Consider the following 21,425-nt stretch of genomic DNA (forward strand, 5'->3'; position numbering starts at 1 on the left):
GGATAATGACGACTATCGCATTTATCGGTACAGGCATCATGGGTAAACCTATGGCCGAGAACCTGCAGAAAGCTGGACACCAACTGATCTTTTCTGACCATTACAATCCAGCGCCGGCTGATCTGGTTGCAAACGGCGCTCAGGTTGTCCACTCGGCGAAAGCCGCGGCGGAGCTGGCTGAATACATCATCCTGATGGTGCCAAATACCCCTCAGGTTGAAGACGTCCTGTTTAGTGAAAATGGTGTGGCAGAAGTGCTGAAAGCGGGTCAAACCGTGATCGATATGAGTTCAATCTCGCCTATCGAAACCAAAACAATTGCAGCACGCGTCAAAGAAACCGGTGCGGAATACCTGGATGCGCCTGTCTCTGGTGGTGAAGTGGGTGCGATTAATGCTGCGCTGACCATCATGGTGGGCGGCAGCGAAGAAGCCTACGCGAAAGCACTGCCACTGTTTGAAGTCATGGGTAAGAATATCAACCTGGTCGGTGATAACGGTGCAGGCCAGATCTGTAAAGTGGCGAACCAGATCATTGTTGCGCTGAACATTGAAGCGGTTGCTGAAGCACTGGTATTTGCCTCGAAAGCCGGTGCCGATCCAGCCCGTGTTCGTGAAGCGCTGATGGGTGGCTTTGCCAACTCTAAAGTCCTGGAAGTGCACGGTGAGCGTATGGTGAAGGGGACCTTTGATCCAGGCTTCCGTATCCAGCTGCACCAGAAAGATCTGAATCTGGCGCTGTCAGGCGCTGAAGCGCTGGGTATGTCTCTGCCAAACACCCAGTCTGCTCAGAATCTGTTTGATGCCTGTGTGAAACTGGGCGGCGAAGGCTGGGATCACTCAGCATTGATTCGTGCGATTGAAGAGCTGGCGAATCACAGCATCCGTCAGTAATCTGATGAAAAGGCGGCATCATTGATGTCGCCCCAGGTATGCAGCTGGTAATCAGCTGTATCCTGAATCATTCTTGTCACATAACAATTTTTAGTCTCCTTTGGTTATGTGGTCCCGAAACCGCGGGTTGGATATTAGGGCTGGCTGCTTGTCAGAGGTGGCTTTAGCCGGCCCTACCAGTTCGATATACAATGTGGGTGACAGTGACGGTTTCGGGTTTTTTCCCCTGTTGCTTGCCGTAACTGGGAGCTAACTTGACGTGGAGCGCAACATGCAAATGGAAACGCATGCATTTTTGACTGCACTGTTTAATCGTGCAGTAAAACAGGCCCTGCCCGGTGAAACCCTGAAACACTATTTACCTGAAGACAGAACGGGTAAAGCGGTGGTCATAGGGGCGGGTAAAGCTGCCGCCTCAATGGCCAGAGCACTGGAAAGTGTCTGGGAAGGTGAATTGGAAGGTCTGGTCGTGACTCGTTATGGTCACACCGCAGAATGCCAGAAGATCGAAGTGATCGAAGCCGCTCACCCGGTGCCGGATGATGCCGGCCGTGAAGTGGCAGAACGCATCCTGAACCTGGTTGCCGGGCTCAACGAGAACGATCTCGTGATCTGTCTCTTGTCTGGTGGCGGATCGGCCTTACTGAGTTTGCCTGCTCCCGGCATCACCTTCTCGCAAAAGCAGCAAATCAACAAAGCTTTGCTGAAATCCGGGGCGGCCATTGATGAAATGAACTGTGTACGCAAGCACCTGTCTGCCATTAAAGGCGGAAGGCTGGCGAAGGCCGTCGCACCTGCACAGCTGATTACACTGGCTATTTCGGACGTACCCGGTGATGAGGCAACAGTCATTGCTTCCGGCCCGACGGTTGCTGATCCGACGACCAGCAAAGATGCCTTAGATATATTGAGCCGCTATCAGGTGAGCGTACCCGACTCAGTCACTGAGTGGTTACACAGCCCTGAATCTGAAACGGTAAAACCGGGCGATGCCTGTCTGGCTCGGGCAAGTTTCGAGCTGATCGCCAGCCCTCAGTTGTCACTGGAAGCGGCTGCCGAAGAGGCAAGCCAGTGGGGGATCCCGGCGCATATCCTGAGTGACTGCATTGAAGGTGAATCTCGCGATGTCGCCAAGGTACATGCTGCGCTGGCGAAACAGATTGCTGACCGCGAACAGCCATTCACCACGCCGTGCGTATTACTGTCAGGTGGTGAAACCACAGTGACAGTCCGGGGTGAGGGACGTGGCGGGCGTAACAGTGAGTTCTTGCTGAGTCTTTATCATGAACTGCAGGGCCATCCGCAGATCTTCGCACTGGCCGCCGATACCGATGGTATTGACGGGGTAGAAGATAATGCCGGTGCGGTACTGAACCCGCAGAGTTATCACCAGGGGCAGGCTCTGGAACTCAATAGCCAGGACTATCTGGATAACAATGATGGATACACTTTCTTCAAACAATTGGATTCATTGTTAACAACAGGTCCAACACTGACGAATGTGAATGATTTTCGCGCCATTCTGATTCTTCCGAAGGAGGAATCCGGTCACTGAATAACTCCTTGAGTTATGTTGTAAGTTGTAAGAGGCAACGGTAGGCACAGTTTTCTTTGTCCTTGGAGACTGTGTGCCCTTTGGGAATAGTGTCAGCGGCACTATTCCTTTTTTTATTGTTATTTCACCACTGACCGTCATTTCCGCACAGGCGAAAGTCCATTCAGCCAACACAAAACCCATGATTGATTGAGCAGAAAGGACCAGGCTGAACCGTTCAGTCTGCCGGTGGAGGTATAGGATGTTTTGTGATTTTTTGATGAAAGATTTCAGTGAGCAATAGCTCGTCAAGAAAAGATGAATACAGGTAAATATGAGTCTGAACAGACTGAAAAGAGGAATGGGTGGGAGCGTGCAGCACCAACTTATACAATACCGAACTGAACGCGTAGGCTGCATGCCCCACTGAGAACAGTATAGGGCATGTAGTTATTGTATACAATATTGTTTTTTATTTTGAGGTGGATTGTTTACGATTTATCTTCGCTTTAACACAACATCCGAAAAGACAGCGTGGAGGTCACTGCTGATGGCTTCGTCATCAAGGGCTAATTTGGCATTGATGTGGCCCAGGTGACTACGCATCAGCGCAACCGCTTTTTCTGTTTCACCCGCTTCAATAGCGTCCAGCAGCTGGTTATGCTCATCAAAGGAGCATTGACCACGGTTGCCGACTTCATACAGTGCAATGATCAGAGAAGTTTGCGACACAATACTGCGCTGGAAGGAAAGCAGAGGCGGATTATTGGCCATGCTGGCCAACTGGATATGGAATTCACCGGAAAGGCGGATACCCCGGCCCACATCACCTTGGTCAAAAGCCGCATGCTCATCTTTCACCAGTTCACGTAATTTGGCGACTTGTTCGCTGGTCGCATGTTCAACGGCCAGCTCGGTAATGGCGAGCTCCAGCACTTCACGCGCTTTGAGTACCTGCCGGGCTTCTTCAACATTAGGCGCAGCGACAATGGCACCACGGTTCGGGCGAATTTTAACAATCTGCTCGACAGACAGGCGAAGCAAGGCACGGCGAATAATGGTTCGGCTGACACCGAAAATTTCACCCAGAGCTTCTTCATTCAGCTTGGTGTTGGGTGGCAGGCGCTGTTCCAGGATGGCATCAAAAATGTGTCCGTAGACAATATCATCCTGGGTAAGTGTCGGACCCACAGTGGGTGATTTCTTTAACGTTGACTTTTTTCACTGGCGTGGTCACTACTTCTCTCCTAAAGCTTCTCCAGCTGCCCCGTTATTGTATGCAATTAACGCAAAAAAGCGAATTAACTTTTCAGAGTAAAATAAATAATCATACTTTATCCGGCTCGCTTGTGCTCTTGAATCACGATGAATCAGGGAAAATGAAACAGAGTGGATAACCGTGTCCTGATGGCGACTCATTGACGGTGCGAAACTATTGAGTGTTCGCCCGGTTCTGATTGAATAAATCGGCAAATTTCGGATAAGCCTCGGAGGCTGTTTTTTGAATAAATTCAATGGGCATGTCATCAAAACAACCGTGGTATTTTACATACTCCATGTGTTGGCTACCATCTTTTGTCGCGGAATGGAGAATAGCGTCATGTTTACCGTCAAATTCCAGTGGTTCAACGTTAAACTTCTCGCATAAAGCCCGATCGAATACAGGCGTCACTTTCACCCAGCCCTGATTCAGCCAGATCTCTGCATAGCCATGCAAAGCGAAATAGTCTGTTCCCAGCCATTCAACCAATGCCGGTGTTGATAAGTGATTGATCACATCCGCGAGACCAAGACGAGCCGGGATACCATGTTGACGGCACAGTGCGACCATAAGCGCCGCTTTTGGGATGCAATATGCCTGGTTTTTCTGAAAGCAATAGCTGGCTTTCAGGCTGGGCAGGCCATCCTGCAGTGTGTAGGGATTGTAAACAATTTCATCACGGACCAGATAATAGATGCTGATGGCTTTCTCGGCCGCAGTCCGCCCTGTCACCTGTTGACTGAAGCTTTGGATGGCCGGATGATGAAAATCGAAGTAGTCGGTCGCGCTCAATTGGTCTTCCATGTTAAGAGATCCTTGTGTTGTGATATATCTAGCAGACTAGAGTCTAAGCTCTATCTTAGCGAGCGGGCAGGACAGGTTTTATGCGAGAGCTTGAGCTGATTCACATCAATGCTGGCGCACATAAATGGCCTGTGGACCCTATCCTTATAATGGCTGTGACAGTTCAGAAGCTGATTTGTCCATGAGGTTGCGCATGACACTGAGGTGACCAGTGGTTGGCCAGATCTGATGTAAGGGTGTGAGTATGGTATTTAAGCGACGGATTAACCGTACATTTCAGTTGCTGTTCAACGATCTGTCTGATCGTGCACTTGCCAATGCCAGTCAGTGGCGGGCAGGTTTGGGAGAGTTTGTTGAAACCGGTCTGCCGCCGGCGCCCAGCGATCTGGTGATCGCCACCATGAACGGTGTGATGGGGGATGCGCTTGAAGAGCGCAAAAGCCGGTTAGCCCAGAGAATGGCATTCAGCAGCGGTATGCAGCCACTGAGCCTGGATCCGATTACGCTGGCCGGGCAATTGTCGCTGCCGCAGCCCCGGATTGTGATTTGTGTTCATGGCTGGTGTATGAACGACAGCCAATGGCAACGGAAACCCCATGACCATGGACGAAATTTGGCGAAGTTTGGCTATACCCCTGTGTATCTGCGTTACAACACCGGACGCCATATTTCGACCAATGGTGAAGATTTCGCGCTATTGTTGGAGCAGTTGATTGCCGCCTGGCCTTGTCCGGTGCAGGAAATTGTCATTGTTGCCCACAGTATGGGCGGGCTGGTCAGCAGGAGTGCATGCTTTTATGCTGCCAGACATCAGGTGAGCTGGATACATCAGCTCTCCACTCTGATTACCCTGGGCACCCCACATAACGGTGCACCTTTAGCAAAACTGGCCAGCTGGGCTGAAACCCGTATTGAGGCGGTGCCTTACCTGCAGTCTGTGGCCAATCTGACCCGGCTGCGCAGTGCCGGCAGTAAAGATCTCAGTCTGGGCACGATTTGCCATTCTGACTGGCAACGGGAGCCGCCGCCTTACCCGCTTCGCCCACCTTTACCAGACGGCGTGGCCTGTTACGCTGTCGCCAGTTGTCTGAGCAAAGATACCCAGGAGGACAGAAGCCGCCGTATCGGCGATGGGCTGGTCCCGGTTTCGAGTGCGTTGGGGGAAGGGGATGAGCAGCAACTGGCTGTGGGTTTCCCTGAAAATAATCAGTGCATTATAGGCAGTGTCAATCATATGGGCTTGCTTACACATCCCTTGGTTGCCAGAAAAATAGAACAGTGGGTTCTGGCAAACAGCGGATAATCATCAAGCAGATTATTTTATGATGAGAAACTGTAAAATTTATCCATGATTTTTTTTATCTTTCCCATTCAATCAATGATTTGTGACTCGCAAGGTGAGTGTCTATAAAGCCTCAACGCTAGGCTAATACGGACTCATCGCATGGATCTCGACACGATGCTTGATAGCCTGCACACGCAGGGTTGGTGTGTGTGGGACGATTTTCTTTCTGCAAACGAAATAGCTGCATTGCTGCAATGCTTGCCATCAGAATGGTCACAGGCGGGTATCGGGCGTCAGGATGCCCATACACATGTGGCGTCAATCCGAAGCGATAAGATTCATTGGCTGAAAGAAGAGATGGGCCAGCCGGTTCATCACTATCTGGATAAGATGGAGGCGATCCGTCAGGCGGCGAATCGCTACCTCTATCTGGGCCTGTTTGAATACGAAGCGCATTTTGCCAAGTACGAGCAGGGTGATTTCTATAAAAAGCATCGTGATAGTTTTCGTGGCAAAGCGAACCGAATTCTTACGACTGTTTTGTATCTGAACGACAAAGACTGGCAGGAAACGGATGGCGGAGAGTTGGTGATTTACAATGATGATGAGAGCTTTCTGACAAAGCTGGTGCCTCAAGGCGGGCGCCTGGTGATGTTTTTGTCTGAAGAGTTTCCCCATGAGGTGCTGCCAGCGCACCGCCCGCGTTTCAGTATTGCGGGTTGGTTCCGTCTCAATGGCGTGAGCGCAGGAAGTCTGGATATCGCGGTTTAAACCTTCAATGATCATGCGCCATGCAGGGATCAACGTCTCGGGTCAGCCGTCTTTATTTCGGGCCAGTCAATCGACTGGCCCGAATTGATCAGTGACCTGCTACGACGTAAAAGTAGTAAATCATTGAGATGGCAATGAGATACACAGACCAGTGATCTTCCTTAAAGCGGTTTGTGGCCAGTTTCAGGAATGCATATACCACCATGGCTGCTGCAATACCGTTACCCGAATTAAAGCTGAAGATGGTCATGGCGACACAGACAAAGGCCGGCAGATACTGTGTGATGTCATCGTAGTTTACTTTTCGCATCGAAGACATCATGGCAAAACCGATATAAATCAGCACAGGTGCGGTCGCTGCGGTCGGGATCAGTGTCACCAGCGGTGAAATAAACAGGGTCAGAACAAACAAGGCTGCCGTGAATACCGCGGTTAAACCGGTACGGCCACCGGCCTCCACGCCCGCAGAGCTTTCCAGATATGTGGTCAGTACCGGACACGAGAACAGTGAGCCAAAGGTCGTCGCGCAAGAATCGACATGGAAGTTCTTCTCAATGCCCGGCAGGTTACCGTCTTTATCCAGATAGCCCGCCTGCGCACCGACACCCAGCAAGGTGCCCAGGGTTGAGAAGAAATCCGGGATAAAAAAGGCCAGCAGGAAAGGCAGATACTGCGGTGACAGGGCACCGGTGATATCAAGCTGGAACAGCAGGTCATCCACGCCGCCCGGCATGGCAAACAGATGGGTAGGCAATTGAGTGACACCCAGTGGGATTCCCACCAGCGTGGTGATCAGTACCGCCAGAATAATGCCGCCACGGGTTTTACGGGCCACGAAAAACAGTACCAGGAAAAACCCGAAAAAGGCCAGCAGGGCGTCGCTCGATGCCAGATCGCCAAAAATCAGCACATTTTTCTTGGCATTGGCGACCACGATGCCCGCCTGCTTGAGACCCAGCAAGGCGATAAAGAGACCGATGCCGACTCCGACAGACACTTTAATGCTCGGCGGTATGATGCGGACGATGAAATTTCTGATCCCCAGGAAAGAAACCACCATAAACAGCACACCGCTGATAAAAACGATGCCGGAGGCAACCGGCAGCGGGACGCCGCCGCCCAGCAGTGTGAAGGAGAAAATCGCGACGCTGCCCAGGCCCGGCGCCAGAATAAACGGCCGGTTGGTATAAATCGCCATCGCCAGGGTAGTGATTATTGTCATAATCACCGTCACCGTCATCGCCGAGGCAAAGGGAATCCCGCCTTTGCTCAGCATGCTGGGCACGACAGCCACCACATAGGCCATCGTGGCAAAAGTGGTAAATCCGGCAATGAACTCCGTTTTGATATCTGTGCCATTTTCTTGCAGTTTGAAAAAGTCCTTTATACGTTCCATTTATTTCTTTCCGTTATGTTCACGTCGATACAGAATGAGTTCTTTGGTGCTCAGTGCCGGCTGATAGTCCAGCTGTGCATACAATTCATCAAAGCAGCGGCTCCATTCATTCGCCCACTGTGTAATCTGTGCTGTGGGCAGCCAGCTTGCGTAGAGGCTGTTCAGCATCATGGTTTTCAGGCTGTACACATCAAAACCGAAATCTTCAACCATCACCTGATAACACTTGCTGGTATGGGTATCGTGCATGTGCCAGTCGTCGGTGCAGGGAATAATGTTCAGACCGGCTTCTGCCATGGCACGGATCGGATGTTTGACCCGCCATTCGTCATGTTCCGGCCATTGCTGCAGAAAATAGGTGTTGGACGGCACCACGGTAAAAGGGATGCCCAGCGCCGCGTATTTCGCTGTGAGTTGCGGGTTATTGATGATGCTGTAGCCATGATCAATCCGATCAACCCCGATGAGTTCGATACCGGTTTCGACATTGCGCCAGTGCAGGCCAAACTCAGAACAATGCGCTGTCAGCCTGTATCCGTGTCTTGCAGCCAGCCGGTATGCCTTCCAGAAGTGTTCAACCGGCGCCTGATGCTCTTTGTAATCGATCCCGATGCCCAGCACATAGGGATGCGGATGAGCAATCATGGCCTCCACCATGGCTACGGCGTCTTCGGGGGATTTTTCACGGTTGATGGAGGGAATCAAACGTATGGTGATATCAAACACCTGCTGGCAATGATCGATGGTGCGCACCAGCGCATCATTGACATCGGCATAGGGTAAAGCGACATCAGAAGGGTTCCAGAAGGTTTCAATATATTTCACACCGCTGTGGTGGGCATCTTCTGCGACTTCAAACAGCACTCTTTCATAATCGGCGGTTTCCTGCATCAGCTGATACAGGAATGTCAGCGCCGCAATCCCGCCTTTGCGCGGCCCGCCAGGCGTCTGGTAGGCGCGATAGTAGCTTTTGGCCTCGGCTTCCGGAAGTTCAACCTGGTACTTGCGGGCAAGGTCCAGCATGGTGCTCAGCCGTACCCCGCCCAGCAAGTGATAATGAATATCGGCTTTGGGCAGGCGGCGAATAAATTCAGGTAAAGTCAGGGTCGTCACGTATCCATACTCAATCTGCTACATCAGTTGAGAAGCAGTTTGGCGAGAAGGGCGAACATTGTGAAATGCTGTTTTCGGTATGTTGATGCTGAATCTGCATCAATGTATCAAATAGCATTGCCGGGTTAGTCAGCTGGCAAAAGTTGCCAGCCAGACTCGGCCTGTTGTTGCAGGTATTGCCAGAACGCTTCGGCAATATCAGGCAGCCGGGCCTGATTACGGTACAGCCGGATTTTGTACGGAATACGCCAGACTTCAGGGCTGAGGCAGACCAAACGCTGGTCTTTTAATTCCTCGGCGATTAAGCAATCGGGCAACCAGGCCACGCCTTTACCCCGGAGCGCCATGTCTTTATGCAACTGGCACATCGATGACTCAAACACCGGATGGCAGGGAAAATTAGCCGGCTGCCCGAGGGCGTTTTCGATCAGCCGGGCCGTGTAACTTTCGGGAGAATAGCGTAATAAGGGCGTCATCTTGTCCGGCCCGGGTGTAAAGACCGGGGCGCCGTGTTGATCGGTCGTGGAGACCAAATAGAAATGACCTTCCCCAATGGCAATATTCTGAAACGGCGGCTGATGCAAGGCCAGGGCATCGAAGGCAAACAGAAAATCACTGCGCCCTTCGGTCAACGACTCAATGGCATAATCCAGCCTGAGCACGTCAACACTGTATTCGAAACTGAGTTCCTGACTGGCGAAGTCCATCAGGTTCATTAAGGTGGGCGAGGCCAGCGAATGCGGTGTTGCAATACGAAGCGGTGTAAAAACCGGCCGCGGGTGGCTGCTTAACTGCGACAGGCCATGGTCGAGCTGCATCAGCAGATTGCGGGCCAGAGAATGGAATTGCTTGCCTGCCTGCGTCAGGCTGATGGGTGTCGTGCTTCTGTCAATCAGCTGCACGCCAACGGCCTCTTCCAGAGATTTGATATGGCGTCCGAACGCGGGCTGAGTAATGTGCCGGGCTTTCGCCGCACGGGAAAAGTTTCGGACTTCACAAAGCACGATAAAGTCTTCCAACCATTTCGTATCAAGATTCATCGACAATCACTTCACTGCAAACCATACATCATGGACCGGATATTATCACAGGAAATGCCACCTACTGGCCCGACGGCCAGAATAACGCACTGCAGCTGACGAATTCGTGTTACTTGTCCGGCTACGGTAAGATTGGGGGAAATCTTACTGGTGAAGCATGAAGAAGGGCAGACAGTATGCAAGATGATGAGATCATGACAGGTGAAATGCTGGTGGAAACAGTTGAAAATCAACTGGCTGAAGGCAATCCGATTAAAGTAAAAGAAACCCTGATGCGCCTCGTGATGACAGGGACACCAAGGGAAGAAGCCATTGAGATGATTGCTTGTGCCTTGTCGATTGAAGTGTTTGATGTGGTGAAAAATGACGGTGAATTTAACCTGAAGCGCTACTCAGACAATCTCGATGCCTTACCTGACATGGATTGGGAGATTGAAGACTGATCGGGCACCTACGTCGGATTTTCAACGCCACCTCAGGGTGGCGTTCTTATTTATCCCCGCTGAAATCCTAATCCATAGTGATAAATCTCCCTGAACAACCAAGCTGTTGGGGGAAATCCAGCATTTTATATGGCTGAAACGAAACTGCCAGTATCTCTGCATTTATTTCAGTAATGAAGATTATCAGTAAGGTCAAAAATTCTTATATTGAAGTGATATTCAGACTTAAAGACCATGAAATGGACTTGAAACTAGTCCCAAGGGCTAATTAATGGTGTTTTCTTGAGCTTTTGTAGTGTGACTATCGTCATAAACAGAGTGATGTGCTGTCAAATCTGTCATGGCTGGTTTCATTTGTTGCTTTTAGGTTAAAAAACGGTGACACATTTCAAATGTATTCCATTATTGTTTTCACAACCTCTGACAAGCCGCAAGGAAACTAACAATGATTATTGGTGTACCTAAGGAAATTAAAGTTCATGAATACCGCGTAGGCATGGTGCCTGCTTCTGTCAACGAAGCGGTTGCCCATGGCCACACTGTGTATGTTGAAACGCAAGCTGGTGTCGGGATTGGTTTCAGCGATCAGGACTACATTGACGCCGGTGCAAAAATTCTGCCGACCGCCGCTGATGTGTTTGCAGAAGCTGAAATGATTGTGAAGGTGAAAGAACCTCAGGCAGTAGAGCGTGCCATGCTGCGTGAAGGTCAGATTCTGTTTACCTACCTGCACCTGGCACCGGATCCAGAACAGACCAAAGATCTGGTGGACAGTAAAGCAGTATGTATTGCGTACGAAACTGTGACTGATGATTTCGGCCGCTTGCCTCTTCTGGCGCCGATGTCTGAAGTGGCCGGTCGGATGTCGATTCAGGCGGGTGCTTTTGCGCTGGAAAAATCTCGTGGCGGCAGCGGTATGCTGCTGGCGGGTGTTCCCGGTGTTGAACCTGCGAAAGTGGTGATTATCGGCGGTGGTGTTGTGGGTGCGAACGCCGCTCAGATGGCTGTCGGCCTGCGTGCGAATGTCGTTGTTCTGGATCGTAGCATTGATGTGCTGCGCAAACTGGACGCGCAGTTTGAAGGCAAGGTTCAGTGCGTGTATTCAACCAAAGACGCGATTGAAAAGCATGTACTGGAAGCTGATCTGGTCATCGGTGGTGTGCTGGTGGCGGGTGCCGCTGCGCCTAAGCTGGTCACAGCTGAGATGGTGAAGAAGATGAAACCTGGCTCTGCGATTGTGGATGTGGCTATTGACCAGGGCGGTTGTGTTGAAACCTCTCATGCGACGACCCACAGCGAGCCGACTTTCATTGTGGATGATGTGGTTCACTATTGCGTCGCCAACATGCCTGGCGCCGTTGCCCGCACGTCTACCTTTGCCCTCAATAACGTGACATTGCCGTATATCCTGAAACTGGCAAACAAAGGGTATAAAGCGGCGCTGCAGGAAGACAAACACCTGCTGAACGGCTTGAACGTTTACCGTGGTCAAATTACTTGTCACGAAGTATCAACAGCCTTGGATCTGCCATTTGTTGATGCGGCCAAAGCGCTAGCTTGATAAAAGACTGAATGCTTGATGATAGTATTTAAATCCCTGCTTCGGCAGGGATTTTTTTATGACCAATTAAAGTGATCGCAAATACGGTGACTGACGGTGGATAACATGGCTGTTAATCACCGGGTTATTTAAAGTGAATTACAGCGTGTAAACGCTCGCGGGGAAGTCAATTAAACCGGTCTTTTATGTCTTAAAAACCGGTCATATAAAATGCGTTAGCCAATGAAAATGAGATCATCCTAACAACTCTGATTGTCAGACATTAAATTGATAATACTCTGACAAAACAAAAAGCCCTTATGAGAACATAAGGGCAAGAAATAAAATGAATCAATCAGGTTAAATTACGCGCGAGCGTATATGACGCTGCCACCTTTAATGGTGTCGATGATCTTCTTGGAAAGATTGGCAGGCAGAGCAGGGCAACCCCAGCTGCGGCCTAAATAACCATGGCGTCGAATAAAATCTTCAGACGCATAGGGAGCGCCGTGAACAACAATATAACGGCGACGCGCATTGTCATTGAGGCCTTTTGTCAGCCCGTCAAGACGCAGTGAGTAACCATTGCCCCCGAAGTAGGTGGTATCTGTCAGAAAGGTACCCAGCGAGGTTTGGCGCGAATTGACGATATTTGAAAAGTGCTTTGCAACCACACCGCCACTGTTGACGCCGTGTGTCACGTAAGTGTGATATAGCAGTTTATTTCTTTTCAGATCGATAACAAAAAAACGCTTTTCAGTCGATGGCTTACTGTAGTCAATAATCGTCAGTAATTGTTTTTTTCGTGTCTTGGTATTGTAATAAGCATTATAACCATTTTTAAATACTTCGAAGTCTAGCTTTCCTTGCAAACCCGCCTGTTCATAAACATATTTAACAATGATTTCAGGATTCTGAGTTTGTTGTGAAAGTGGTCCCTTAATTGTGCTTGCTGATGCATACTGTGGTAAATAACAAAACAGCAAAATGAATAGGTAGATGGCTTGTTTCATTTCCTTGTTTACACTCTTTTAATTAGTTGGTGCCAGTGACGATAGGACTCTACCATAGGAATTGAATTTTTTTAGCCCTTGTATTGAAAGGGTTAAGTTAAAATTATCCCATCACCAAAGTGTTTAAATTTTCTATGGTTATATATTTATCAATATAAAACAGCGCATTAGAATATGAACATTGTTTAATCGAAAATTAGTCTCAACATGTCAGTTTTTTTTACATTTTTAGTAAACTGCCACTTCAGACACGATTAATATTCTGTTTTAGAAAAGAAAAATAATAGGGATATTACAGAAACATCAAATAATCACTCATTTGTCTGTTTGTTCTGATTTTGAGCTTGATATCGCATTTTTATGATAGAAAATAATATCTTGGGTTAAAAAATGAACAATGTTGCTGTATAAAAAAGCGGGCTAGATTGCCCGCTTTGGTTAACAACTTAAGAATGACTTATGGTTTTGTTACTGAACAGTACAGACGGTATCCCAACTGCCGTCGCTGCCCGGTACCGAGTTTGTCCACCATTTAGCCTGGTAAACCACGCCATTGTAGATGATCTGGTCGCCGCCGGCCGCATGGCTTGGGTTGCCGGCCCAGTCAGTTTGTGGCCAGTTAGGGTAGGTATTGACACCTGTAGTTACACAATCACCGTTATTGCCATCGCCGCCACCATTGTCGCCGCCGCCGTTACTCAAATCTGCAATTGGCAGGTCAGGTTGTTCGAATGCCAGAGCATAGTCAGTATTATTGACACGTACGCTGTAGTTCGCCGGACCAGAAATAGGCAGGAAGTAGTTCAGGGTCAGCTCAAAGCTCTCATTGTTACCTAACTGCTTCCAGCTTGGCAGAGTGAACGCGACACGGTGGAAGTTGCCGTCCAGGCCACCAATGTTGTCACCTCGGGTATGACCGGAAGAGATGACTTGCAGGTTGGCACCGGATTGATCCGACATGTTATCCGGCGTTGAGGTTGGAATGTCGAACTGGAACTCAGTGCCGCCAGGCAGAACCTGACCTGTTTTGTTGGTTAATGTCATGGTTGGATTGAGCGGGTAGTTTTGATCGCCCACTTTGAATCCGGTGACAGAGACTTCAACATTGACCGCTTCTGTTGGTATCGCTCCCTCTGCAAGGGTATTGCCATAAGGCGTCGCACTGGCAAACTTGTTATGGATAGCTTTGGTCATGGTGTCACCCATGTGGTATTCACCGTTGCCTGTCTTACAGGCGTTTTCGGTCGGGTCCACCGTGGTACGGTTACCGTTGGCATCCAGGTTGTAACAGCTGTAGTCACCGGCCAGTTCCCAGAACATGATACCGCCGATCCCCTGCTCAATCACATAGTCTGCCTTGGTGTTGATCGATTCTTTATCTTCGGTCGACAGGAAGACTTTCTTGTCTGCGTTCCACAGCCAGGGAGCAACAGAGACGCTGTCGTAGTGGCGGGTATAAGTGCCAGTCAGCGCGTCCTGAGGATCGTTCACCGGATCTAAGCCATAGGCTGCGGTATAGCTGCCGTAAACACCGTTCGCCAGATTCATGGCATGCCACATAGGGTTTGAACCCGCGCCCATTTCATTGCCGTTGGCATCTTTGTCGTGCCACATGTTATCGATACCGGTGGCACCATAACCGCAATTACTGGTACCTGCACCGGTACCGGTTGGGCAATCGCTCTGGTTCGGCAGCGCCGCTTTACCCCAAAGTCCGTTGGTTCCGCCTGTAACGCCTTGCCAGCCACGGGTGTAATAAGGAACACCAATATTGATTCGGCCCGCAGGCATTGAGCCGCGGAAATAATGGTAAGCCCAGTCAGTGTTCAGATAACCGGTTTTTTTGTACTGAGCTGTGCCGTAGACATTACCGGCTTCCAGCTCCGCATCCAGGCCGCTGTCGAACAGTGAGGCGTTATGTCCCACGTAATCGTTCCATGCGCCGTGCAGGTCGTAACTCATGATGTTGACATAGTCGAGGTACTTAGTGACCGACATGGTTTCCATACCGCGCAGCAGATAGCCGGATGAAGGAGCGGCAATGGTCAGCATATAGTGGTGTCCGTCTTGCGCACTGGCCTGATCCAGTTTTTCACGCAGTACTTTCATCAGCTCGTGGTAAGACTTCATTAAATGAGGGCGCATTGCATCGGAGTAAGCGAAGTCATCCGGGTTACCGGCACCTTGCATACTGGTGGGGTATTCGTAGTCGATGTCCAGGCCGTCAAACTTGTACTGGCGCATCATGGCCACAGCAGAGTCAGCAAAAGTCTGGATTCCCTGATGGTTGATACTGCCGTCTGCATTGGTTGTCATGGTATAGAAGCCGCCGTCAGCAACACGGTTGCCGTTGTCATCAAAGTGACCCCCGGTTTCCGCCCAACCACCGATGGAAATCAGTGTTTTGACATTATGCTGAGCTTTGGCTGTTGCCAGCGCACCGAAGTGACCTTTAAAGCCAAGTGCCGGGTCTATCTCAACCCCGGGCCACTCTTTACCGACTGCCGGGTTGTCCGGGTTATTGACATCCCCGATGTTGACTTTACCGTCAGAGCCGATACTGACGAAGGCGTAGTTAATATGAGTCAGGCTGTCCCAGGGAATATCGTTGACCAGATAGCTGCTTTGCGGGTCGTTGCCACTGCGCCAGCTGGTGAAGTAGCCGATCACGCGACGCGGGTGGTCTGCGCCCATTTTTTCGCGGCCATCCTGATCATACACAGTACAGTAGGGCACAGTCACACCCGGGGTTTGATACAAGCCGTCCGGACGACAATTAGCAGCTGCCTGGGCCTGAAAGCTCAGCAGGCAGGCTGCGCTGAGAGTCGCGAGAGCAAAGCCCTGCTTAGCGCGCTTGCGCTTCATATTTAGCTTTAGCATGAATGGTTCCTTAGTGAAAAAATCAAATAATAAAATAAGTAACTGACTTATATTTAGCCGTAAAATTACTATAGGTTTTTCACTGGAACTCCGAGATTTTTTGTTAATAATTTGATCTAATATCACATAAAAATAGTGATGATCTGTAACAATTCCTTCATTATTTTGCGGTGACAATCAAATGATCGGCTTAATTGTCCTGATGAAATAAATGATTTAATCAATAGATTAGTGCTCTGTTACCTGTACACCTGTGCAGCCTATAGAGTATAAAGTGGTGCTTTGGAATTACTTTCAGGATCAGAAATGGATATCACCTTATTCCACGCGGCATTGCTCATCGGTACAGGGTTTCTTGCCGGCATCATCAATACCCTGGCTGGCGGTGGCTCAAATTTAACTTTGCCTGCCTTGATGGTGATGGGCATGCCAGCAGAAGTGGCAAATGCAACCAACCGTCTTGGTGTTGTTTTGCAGGCATTGACTGCGGTTTTGGGATTTAAACGCCATGGTAAATTGGAACTCAGTGATACCGGTCCGATTATGGTGCCAACCATAGCCGGCGGTTTGGCTGGAGCTGTGGCAGCAGCTTACGCGCCTTCGGAGTGGATCAAACCCTTGTTGCTGGGCACCATGCTGCTGATGGCATTCATCATTTTAGTCAAACCTGCCGTGGTGGCACCTGAACCCGGTACGCTGGCGAGGAAAGTGGCAGATACGCCCAGCTCCTGGTGGGGATTAGGACTGGCTGGATTCTACGGCGGTTTTGTTCAGGCGGGAGTGGGGTTTGTGTTGCTGGCTGCACTGGCAGGCACCTTACGCTATGACCTGGTCCGGGCGAATGCATTAAAGATGCTGTGTACCCTGATGTTCACTGTGGTTGCTCTCGGGCTCTTTATCTACGAAGGACTGGTGCTCTGGTTGCCGGGTCTGATCCTGGCGGCCGGGACTATCGTTGGCACCCATCTGGCAGTGAAGTTTGCGATTAAAGCAACGGCAAAAACATTGAAATGGTTTTTGTTTTTAATGACATTGTGCGGTTGTATTGCTGCGATGCTGAACTAAGGTGTAGGAAATAATTAAATCATTGCTGTAATTTTGTTAATTTAATTAACATATGTGTTGAGTTGTTTTTACCTGAATAAAGTTTTTGTTGCTCTGCTGATATTGTTCGAACAGCGAACTAAATATATTTGCTATTCATATTGAAAGCCCGCGATTAGCCATAGAAATAATATGGTTAATGGCGGGTTTTTTTGTCTGTCTGGTCACAATTTGGCCATGATTCCAAATGCTAGATCTAAAGTTTCATTTTTAGTGAGTGTTAACTTAACAGCGAAAGTGGCAAAATATTTCAGTTGTAACAAAATGTGAGGGGGTGTAACCGCAAGTGAAATCAAGTGAATATGTGTGAACTGTTTAGTGAATCAGTCAGCGCTTTTACGAGCATCAAAGTGATTCATTATTGTTAATAGGGACATATAACAACTTGATTTTACGTAAAATAAAATGATTCAGATCAAAATAATAACTCATGTAGTCATTAAAAAGTGCTACTGGCTGTTGGTGACGACTTTTGCCCAAAAAGCTGAGAGAGAACATGAAAACCTCAAGATATAAGAACATCTTGTCGGGTGGGTTTGTATTTTTTATAAGCCTCTTCCTTTCGGGATGTCAATTTGCGCTGCTTGATCCTAAGGGACAAATTGGTGCTGCAGAAAAAGATTTGATAATCACATCAGTACTACTGATGTTGGTTGTCGTTATTCCCGTTATTCTGATGACGTTCTATTTTTCATTTAAATATCGTGAATCGAATACGGGTGAAACCTATACCCCAGAGTGGGCTCATTCAACCAAAATTGAACTGGTTGTATGGACTGTGCCAATTATTATCATCGCCATTTTAGGCACAATTACCTGGCAGTCGACTCACGCGCTGGATCCAAGAAAGCCAATTGAAAGTTCAGTAAAACCAATGACGATTGAAGTGGTTTCGCTGGATTGGAAATGGCTGTTTATCTATCCGGATCAGCACATTGCAACGATCAACGAAGTCGCCTTCCCGAAAGATGTGCCGGTTGAGTTTCGTGTGACGTCCAACAGTGTGATGAACTCCTTCTTCATTCCACAACTGGGCAGCCAGATTTACGCCATGGCAGGTATGCTGACCAAGGTGAATCTGATTGCTGATGAAGCGGGTGTTTACGATGGTATTTCAGCGAGCTACAGCGGCCACGGTTTCTCTGGCATGAAGTTCAAAGCACTGGCGATGCCAGACCAGGCAAGTTTCGATGCGTGGGTTCAGAAAGCTCAGGCATCAAGCGACAGGCTGGTCACGCTGAAGGACTTCGAGACCATTGCAGAGCCAAGTGAGAATGCACCAGTGAGTTATTACTCCAATGTGCCTTCAAGCATGCTCACAACCATATTGAATCAATTCGAAGGCTCGTTGATGTGCACAATCACGCCATCAAATTCCACTGAGCAAACATTCTAGGACATATTATGTTTGGACGATTAACACTGGACGCCATACCGTTCCATGAGCCAATTCTCATGATAACGATGGCGATCATCATGCTGGGCGGCGCGGCTCTGGTAGGCGGTATTACCTACCTGGGTAAATGGCGTTACCTCTGGACAGAGTGGTTCACTACTGTCGATCACAAAAAAATCGGTGTGATGTATATCATCGTCGCCTTTGTCATGATGATGCGCGGCTTTGCCGATGCCATCATGATGCGCAGTCAGCAAGTGCTGTCTGCTGCGGGTGAAACCGGCTATCTGCCGCCACATCACTATGATCAGATTTTCTCTGCGCACGGCGTAATCATGATCTTCTTCATGGCAATGCCTTTCATCATTGGTTTGATGAACATTGTTATTCCGTTGCAGATCGGTGCGCGTGACGTTGCTTTCCCGTTCCTGAACTCCCTGAGCTTCTGGTTGTTCGTGGTGGGTGTGGTGCTGATCAACCTGTCGCTGTTTGTCGGTGAGTTCGCGCAAACAGGCTGGCTGGCGTATCCGCCGCTGTCTGGTAAGGAATACAGTCCCGGCGTGGGGGTAGACTACTGGATATGGGCACTGCAGATATCCGGTATCGGGACCACGTTATCGGGCGTTAACTTCTTTACGACGATCATGCGCCTGCGTACACCGTCTATGCCGCTGATGAAAATGCCTGTTTTCACCTGGGCCTCACTGTGTGCCAACGTACTGATCATTATTTCGTTCCCGATTCTGACCGTGACCATTGCACTGCTGACGCTGGATCGTTACCTGGGTACGCACTTCTTCACCAATGACATGGGCGGCGACATGATGATGTACGTCAACCTGATTTGGGCCTGGGGTCACCCTGAAGTTTACATTCTGGTACTGCCGGTCTTCGGTGTGTTCTCAGAAGTTGTGGCTACTTTCTCGCGTAAGAAACTGTTTGGTTACACCTCGCTGGTGTGGGCGACGGTTGTGATCACCATCCTGGCCTTCGTGGTCTGGCTGCACCACTTCTTCACTATGGGTGCCGGCGCGAACGTGAATGCCTTCTTTGGTATCGCCACGATGGTTATCTCCATACCAACTGGGGTGAAGATCTTCAACTGGCTGTTCACCATGTACCGCGGCCGCATTAAGTTCACGACCCCTATGCTGTGGACTATCGGCTTCATGATCACCTTTACCATCGGTGGGATGACAGGTGTGCTGCTGGCGGTACCGGCTGCGAACTTTGTTCTGCATAACAGTCTGTTCCTGATTGCACACTTCCATAACGTGATTATCGGCGGTGTGGTCTTTGGCTGCTTTGCCGGCTTTGCGTACTGGTTCCCGAAAGCCACCGGCTACATGCTGGATGAGAAATGGGGTAAACGTGCCTTCTGGTTCTGGATTACCGGTTTCTTCGTGGCCTTTATGCCGCTCTATATTCTGGGCTTTATGGGTATGACACGCCGTCTGAGCCAGCACATTGAACCTCAGTATTTCCCAATGCTGGCGATTGCCGCCTTTGGTGCCGTACTGATTCTGTGCGGTATCCTGTGTCAGATCATGCAGTTATACGTGACCTTCCGTGACCGTGAAGCGCTGCGTGACGTGACCGGCGACCCTTGGGATGGCCGTACCCTGGAGTGGGCGACCTCATCGCCACCGCCGTTCTACAACTTTGCTCATTTGCCTGAAGGTAATGAACTGGATGCGCACTGGTATCAGAAAGAACGTGGTGAAACCCATCAGTCGAGTGATTATCAGCCAATCCATATGCCGAAAAATACCGGCACTGGTGTGATTATTTCTGCGTATGCACTGGTATTTGGTTTTGGTCTGATCTGGTACATCTGGTGGCTGGTCGCTATCGGTGTGGTCGGTATGATCGGTACTTGGATCAAGCACAGCTTTAACGAAGACGTGGATTACTACGTGACGGTTGAAGAAGTGAAAGCGATCGAAGAAGCACATAAAGCCCGAGTTGCAGGCGCAAGCACTAAACCTGCCACCAATAACGACGACGAAGATGAGATGGAGGTCGAATATGCAAACTAATGCGATCGATCATCACGAGCACGACGAGCACCATCACGACATCGGTGAAACCAAGCTGCTGGGCTTCTGGATTTACCTGATGAGCGACTGCATTCTGTTCGCAACACTGTTTGCTACCTACGCCGTATTGTTTACCAATACGGCAGGCGGTCCGAGTGGGAAAGATATCTTCGAGCTGCCGTTTGTGTTTACCGAAACTATGATGCTGCTGTTCAGTAGTATCACCTTTGGCTTCGGTATGATTGCCATGAAACGCAAAGACATTGGTGGTCTGAAGCGTTGGATGTACGTGACCTTCCTGCTGGGCTTCGGCTTTGTGGCGATGGAAGTGTACGAGTTCCACCACCTGATTGAAGAAGGTTTCGGCCCGGATCGCAGCGCGTTCCTGTCGTCCTTCTTTACCCTGGTGGCAACGCATGGTCTGCACGTTACTGCCGGTCTGATCTGGATGCTGGTGTGTATGATTCAGCTCAATACCAAAGGCCTGAACGAGATGATGGAAACCCGCTTCCAGTGTCTGAGCCTGTTCTGGCACTTCCTGGATATCGTGTGGATCTGCGTGTTTACCATCGTCTACCTGTTGGGAGTATTGTAATGGCGAATCAAGCGCATCAAACCGGTTACGGTGATTACATCAAAGGATTCATTGCGTCATTAATCCTGACCATTATTCCTTTCTACTTTGCGGCGACCAAAAGCCTGCCGACCACAACCACCGTCATGATCCTGGTGGCCTGTGCTGTGGTTCAGCTGGTGGTGCATCTGGTGTATTTCCTGCACCTGGATCGCTCTGAGAAAGGCATGTGGAACTCAATGTCCTTTGTGTTTACGGCGGTTATCGTCCTGATTCTGATTGCGGGTTCAGTTTGGATCATGGTTAATCTGCACGAAAACATGCTGCTGTAATTCGGAT

17 protein-coding genes and 1 pseudogene are annotated in these 21,425 nt (G+C 49.5%); 11 read left to right on the forward strand and 7 right to left on the reverse strand.

The features are described 5' to 3' along the window. Positions 1-5: 5 nt before the first annotated feature. Together P4S53_RS15470 and P4S53_RS15475 are read left to right on the forward strand one after the other, a co-directional pair. Positions 6-893, forward strand: coding sequence for a 2-hydroxy-3-oxopropionate reductase (locus P4S53_RS15470; protein WP_337113353.1), 888 nt, complete (start codon positions 6-8; stop codon positions 891-893). 271 nt (positions 894-1,164) lie between these two features. Continuing rightward, positions 1,165-2,448 carry a glycerate kinase type-2 family protein gene (locus tag P4S53_RS15475; RefSeq protein WP_337113354.1) on the forward strand — a complete coding sequence of 428 codons (1,284 nt, stop codon included), beginning with the start codon at positions 1,165-1,167 and terminating at the stop codon, positions 2,446-2,448. Positions 2,449-2,925: 477 nt separating this feature from the next. On the opposite strand, the gene P4S53_RS15480 is transcribed toward P4S53_RS15475, so the two are convergent. Continuing rightward, on the reverse strand, positions 2,926-3,618 hold the full coding sequence (locus tag P4S53_RS15480; RefSeq protein ID WP_337113355.1) for a GntR family transcriptional regulator: 693 nt from the start codon (positions 3,616-3,618) through the stop codon (positions 2,926-2,928). Positions 3,619-3,859: 241 nt separating this feature from the next. After that, entirely contained in the window at positions 3,860-4,492 is a 633-nt protein-coding gene (locus P4S53_RS15485; RefSeq protein WP_337113356.1) for a transglutaminase-like domain-containing protein, read from the reverse strand. A 244-nt stretch (positions 4,493-4,736) separates the two neighbouring features. Here P4S53_RS15485 and P4S53_RS15490 point away from each other — a divergent pair, with 244 nt between their 5' ends. Continuing rightward, positions 4,737-5,795 carry a lipase family alpha/beta hydrolase gene (locus P4S53_RS15490; RefSeq protein ID WP_337113357.1) on the forward strand — a complete coding sequence of 353 codons (1,059 nt, stop codon included), beginning with the start codon at positions 4,737-4,739 and terminating at the stop codon, positions 5,793-5,795. A gap of 141 nt (positions 5,796-5,936) precedes the next feature. Further along, the gene (locus P4S53_RS15495) at positions 5,937-6,548 is read left to right on the forward strand and encodes a 2OG-Fe(II) oxygenase (RefSeq protein ID WP_337113358.1); all 612 of its coding nucleotides are present in this window, start codon (positions 5,937-5,939) and stop codon (positions 6,546-6,548) included. 88 nt (positions 6,549-6,636) lie between these two features. Here P4S53_RS15495 and P4S53_RS15500 read toward each other — a convergent pair whose 3' ends face one another. The 3 genes from P4S53_RS15500 to P4S53_RS15510 form a co-directional block, all read right to left on the reverse strand. Beyond that, positions 6,637-7,944, reverse strand: coding sequence for an NCS2 family permease (locus tag P4S53_RS15500; protein WP_337113359.1), 1,308 nt, complete (start codon positions 7,942-7,944; stop codon positions 6,637-6,639). Next, positions 7,945-9,057, reverse strand: a complete 1,113-nt coding sequence (locus tag P4S53_RS15505) for an adenosine deaminase family protein (RefSeq protein WP_337113360.1) — start codon at positions 9,055-9,057, stop codon at positions 7,945-7,947. A gap of 125 nt (positions 9,058-9,182) precedes the next feature. Next, on the reverse strand, positions 9,183-10,097 hold the full coding sequence (locus P4S53_RS15510; protein WP_337113361.1) for a LysR substrate-binding domain-containing protein: 915 nt from the start codon (positions 10,095-10,097) through the stop codon (positions 9,183-9,185). Positions 10,098-10,273: 176 nt separating this feature from the next. Here P4S53_RS15510 and P4S53_RS15515 point away from each other — a divergent pair, with 176 nt between their 5' ends. Continuing rightward, positions 10,274-10,540: a hypothetical protein gene (locus tag P4S53_RS15515; protein ID WP_027252412.1), complete on the forward strand. Its 267-nt coding sequence runs from the start codon at positions 10,274-10,276 to the stop codon at positions 10,538-10,540. A gap of 445 nt (positions 10,541-10,985) precedes the next feature. Further along, positions 10,986-12,101: an alanine dehydrogenase gene (gene ald, locus P4S53_RS15520; RefSeq protein WP_337113362.1), complete on the forward strand. Its 1,116-nt coding sequence runs from the start codon at positions 10,986-10,988 to the stop codon at positions 12,099-12,101. Positions 12,102-12,445: 344 nt separating this feature from the next. On the opposite strand, the gene P4S53_RS15525 is transcribed toward ald, so the two are convergent. Together P4S53_RS15525 and P4S53_RS15530 are read right to left on the reverse strand one after the other, a co-directional pair. Continuing rightward, on the reverse strand, positions 12,446-13,093 hold the full coding sequence (locus P4S53_RS15525) for a murein L,D-transpeptidase catalytic domain family protein (protein ID WP_337113363.1): 648 nt from the start codon (positions 13,091-13,093) through the stop codon (positions 12,446-12,448). A 468-nt stretch (positions 13,094-13,561) separates the two neighbouring features. Continuing rightward, a pseudogene (locus tag P4S53_RS15530) lies at positions 13,562-15,874 on the reverse strand (chitinase C-terminal domain-containing protein); the annotation flags it as partial. 405 nt (positions 15,875-16,279) lie between these two features. Here P4S53_RS15530 and P4S53_RS15535 point away from each other — a divergent pair. From P4S53_RS15535 to cyoD, 5 genes are all read left to right on the forward strand, one after another. Then, a complete protein-coding gene (locus tag P4S53_RS15535; RefSeq protein ID WP_337113364.1) occupies positions 16,280-17,038 on the forward strand; it encodes a sulfite exporter TauE/SafE family protein in 759 nt (252 codons plus the stop codon). 535 nt (positions 17,039-17,573) lie between these two features. Beyond that, the gene (cyoA, locus tag P4S53_RS15540) at positions 17,574-18,473 is read left to right on the forward strand and encodes a ubiquinol oxidase subunit II (RefSeq protein ID WP_337113365.1); all 900 of its coding nucleotides are present in this window, start codon (positions 17,574-17,576) and stop codon (positions 18,471-18,473) included. A gap of 8 nt (positions 18,474-18,481) precedes the next feature. Further along, a complete protein-coding gene (gene cyoB / locus P4S53_RS15545) occupies positions 18,482-20,512 on the forward strand; it encodes a cytochrome o ubiquinol oxidase subunit I (protein WP_337113366.1) in 2,031 nt (676 codons plus the stop codon). Then, positions 20,502-21,107 carry a cytochrome o ubiquinol oxidase subunit III gene (gene cyoC / locus P4S53_RS15550; RefSeq protein WP_337113367.1) on the forward strand — a complete coding sequence of 202 codons (606 nt, stop codon included), beginning with the start codon at positions 20,502-20,504 and terminating at the stop codon, positions 21,105-21,107. Before cyoB ends, cyoC begins: the two co-directional genes overlap by 11 nt. After that, positions 21,107-21,418 (forward strand): cytochrome o ubiquinol oxidase subunit IV, encoded by a 312-nt coding sequence (gene cyoD, locus P4S53_RS15555; protein ID WP_337113368.1) that lies wholly within the window; start codon positions 21,107-21,109, stop codon positions 21,416-21,418. The genes cyoC and cyoD overlap by 1 nt, the downstream gene beginning before the upstream one ends. Positions 21,419-21,425 lie beyond the last annotated feature (7 nt).

This window comes from Photobacterium sp. Hal280 (genome assembly GCF_037162255.1).
Classification (GTDB): Bacteria; Pseudomonadota; Gammaproteobacteria; order Enterobacterales; family Vibrionaceae; genus Photobacterium.

Coding starts and splice junctions, on each gene's coding strand:
- cyoB (WP_337113366.1), top strand. CDS start 18,482: ATGTTTGGACGATTAACACTGGACGCCATACCGTTCCATGAGCCAATT.
- P4S53_RS15500 (WP_337113359.1), bottom strand. CDS start 7,944: ATGGAACGTATAAAGGACTTTTTCAAACTGCAAGAAAATGGCACAGAT.
- cyoD (WP_337113368.1), top strand. CDS start 21,107: ATGGCGAATCAAGCGCATCAAACCGGTTACGGTGATTACATCAAAGGA.
- P4S53_RS15470 (WP_337113353.1), top strand. CDS start 6: ATGACGACTATCGCATTTATCGGTACAGGCATCATGGGTAAACCTATG.
- cyoA (WP_337113365.1), top strand. CDS start 17,574: ATGAAAACCTCAAGATATAAGAACATCTTGTCGGGTGGGTTTGTATTT.
- P4S53_RS15515 (WP_027252412.1), top strand. CDS start 10,274: ATGCAAGATGATGAGATCATGACAGGTGAAATGCTGGTGGAAACAGTT.
- P4S53_RS15510 (WP_337113361.1), bottom strand. CDS start 10,097: ATGAATCTTGATACGAAATGGTTGGAAGACTTTATCGTGCTTTGTGAA.
- P4S53_RS15485 (WP_337113356.1), bottom strand. CDS start 4,492: ATGGAAGACCAATTGAGCGCGACCGACTACTTCGATTTTCATCATCCG.
- cyoC (WP_337113367.1), top strand. CDS start 20,502: ATGCAAACTAATGCGATCGATCATCACGAGCACGACGAGCACCATCAC.
- P4S53_RS15525 (WP_337113363.1), bottom strand. CDS start 13,093: ATGAAACAAGCCATCTACCTATTCATTTTGCTGTTTTGTTATTTACCA.
- ald (WP_337113362.1), top strand. CDS start 10,986: ATGATTATTGGTGTACCTAAGGAAATTAAAGTTCATGAATACCGCGTA.
- P4S53_RS15490 (WP_337113357.1), top strand. CDS start 4,737: ATGGTATTTAAGCGACGGATTAACCGTACATTTCAGTTGCTGTTCAAC.
- P4S53_RS15535 (WP_337113364.1), top strand. CDS start 16,280: ATGGATATCACCTTATTCCACGCGGCATTGCTCATCGGTACAGGGTTT.
- P4S53_RS15475 (WP_337113354.1), top strand. CDS start 1,165: ATGCAAATGGAAACGCATGCATTTTTGACTGCACTGTTTAATCGTGCA.
- P4S53_RS15495 (WP_337113358.1), top strand. CDS start 5,937: ATGGATCTCGACACGATGCTTGATAGCCTGCACACGCAGGGTTGGTGT.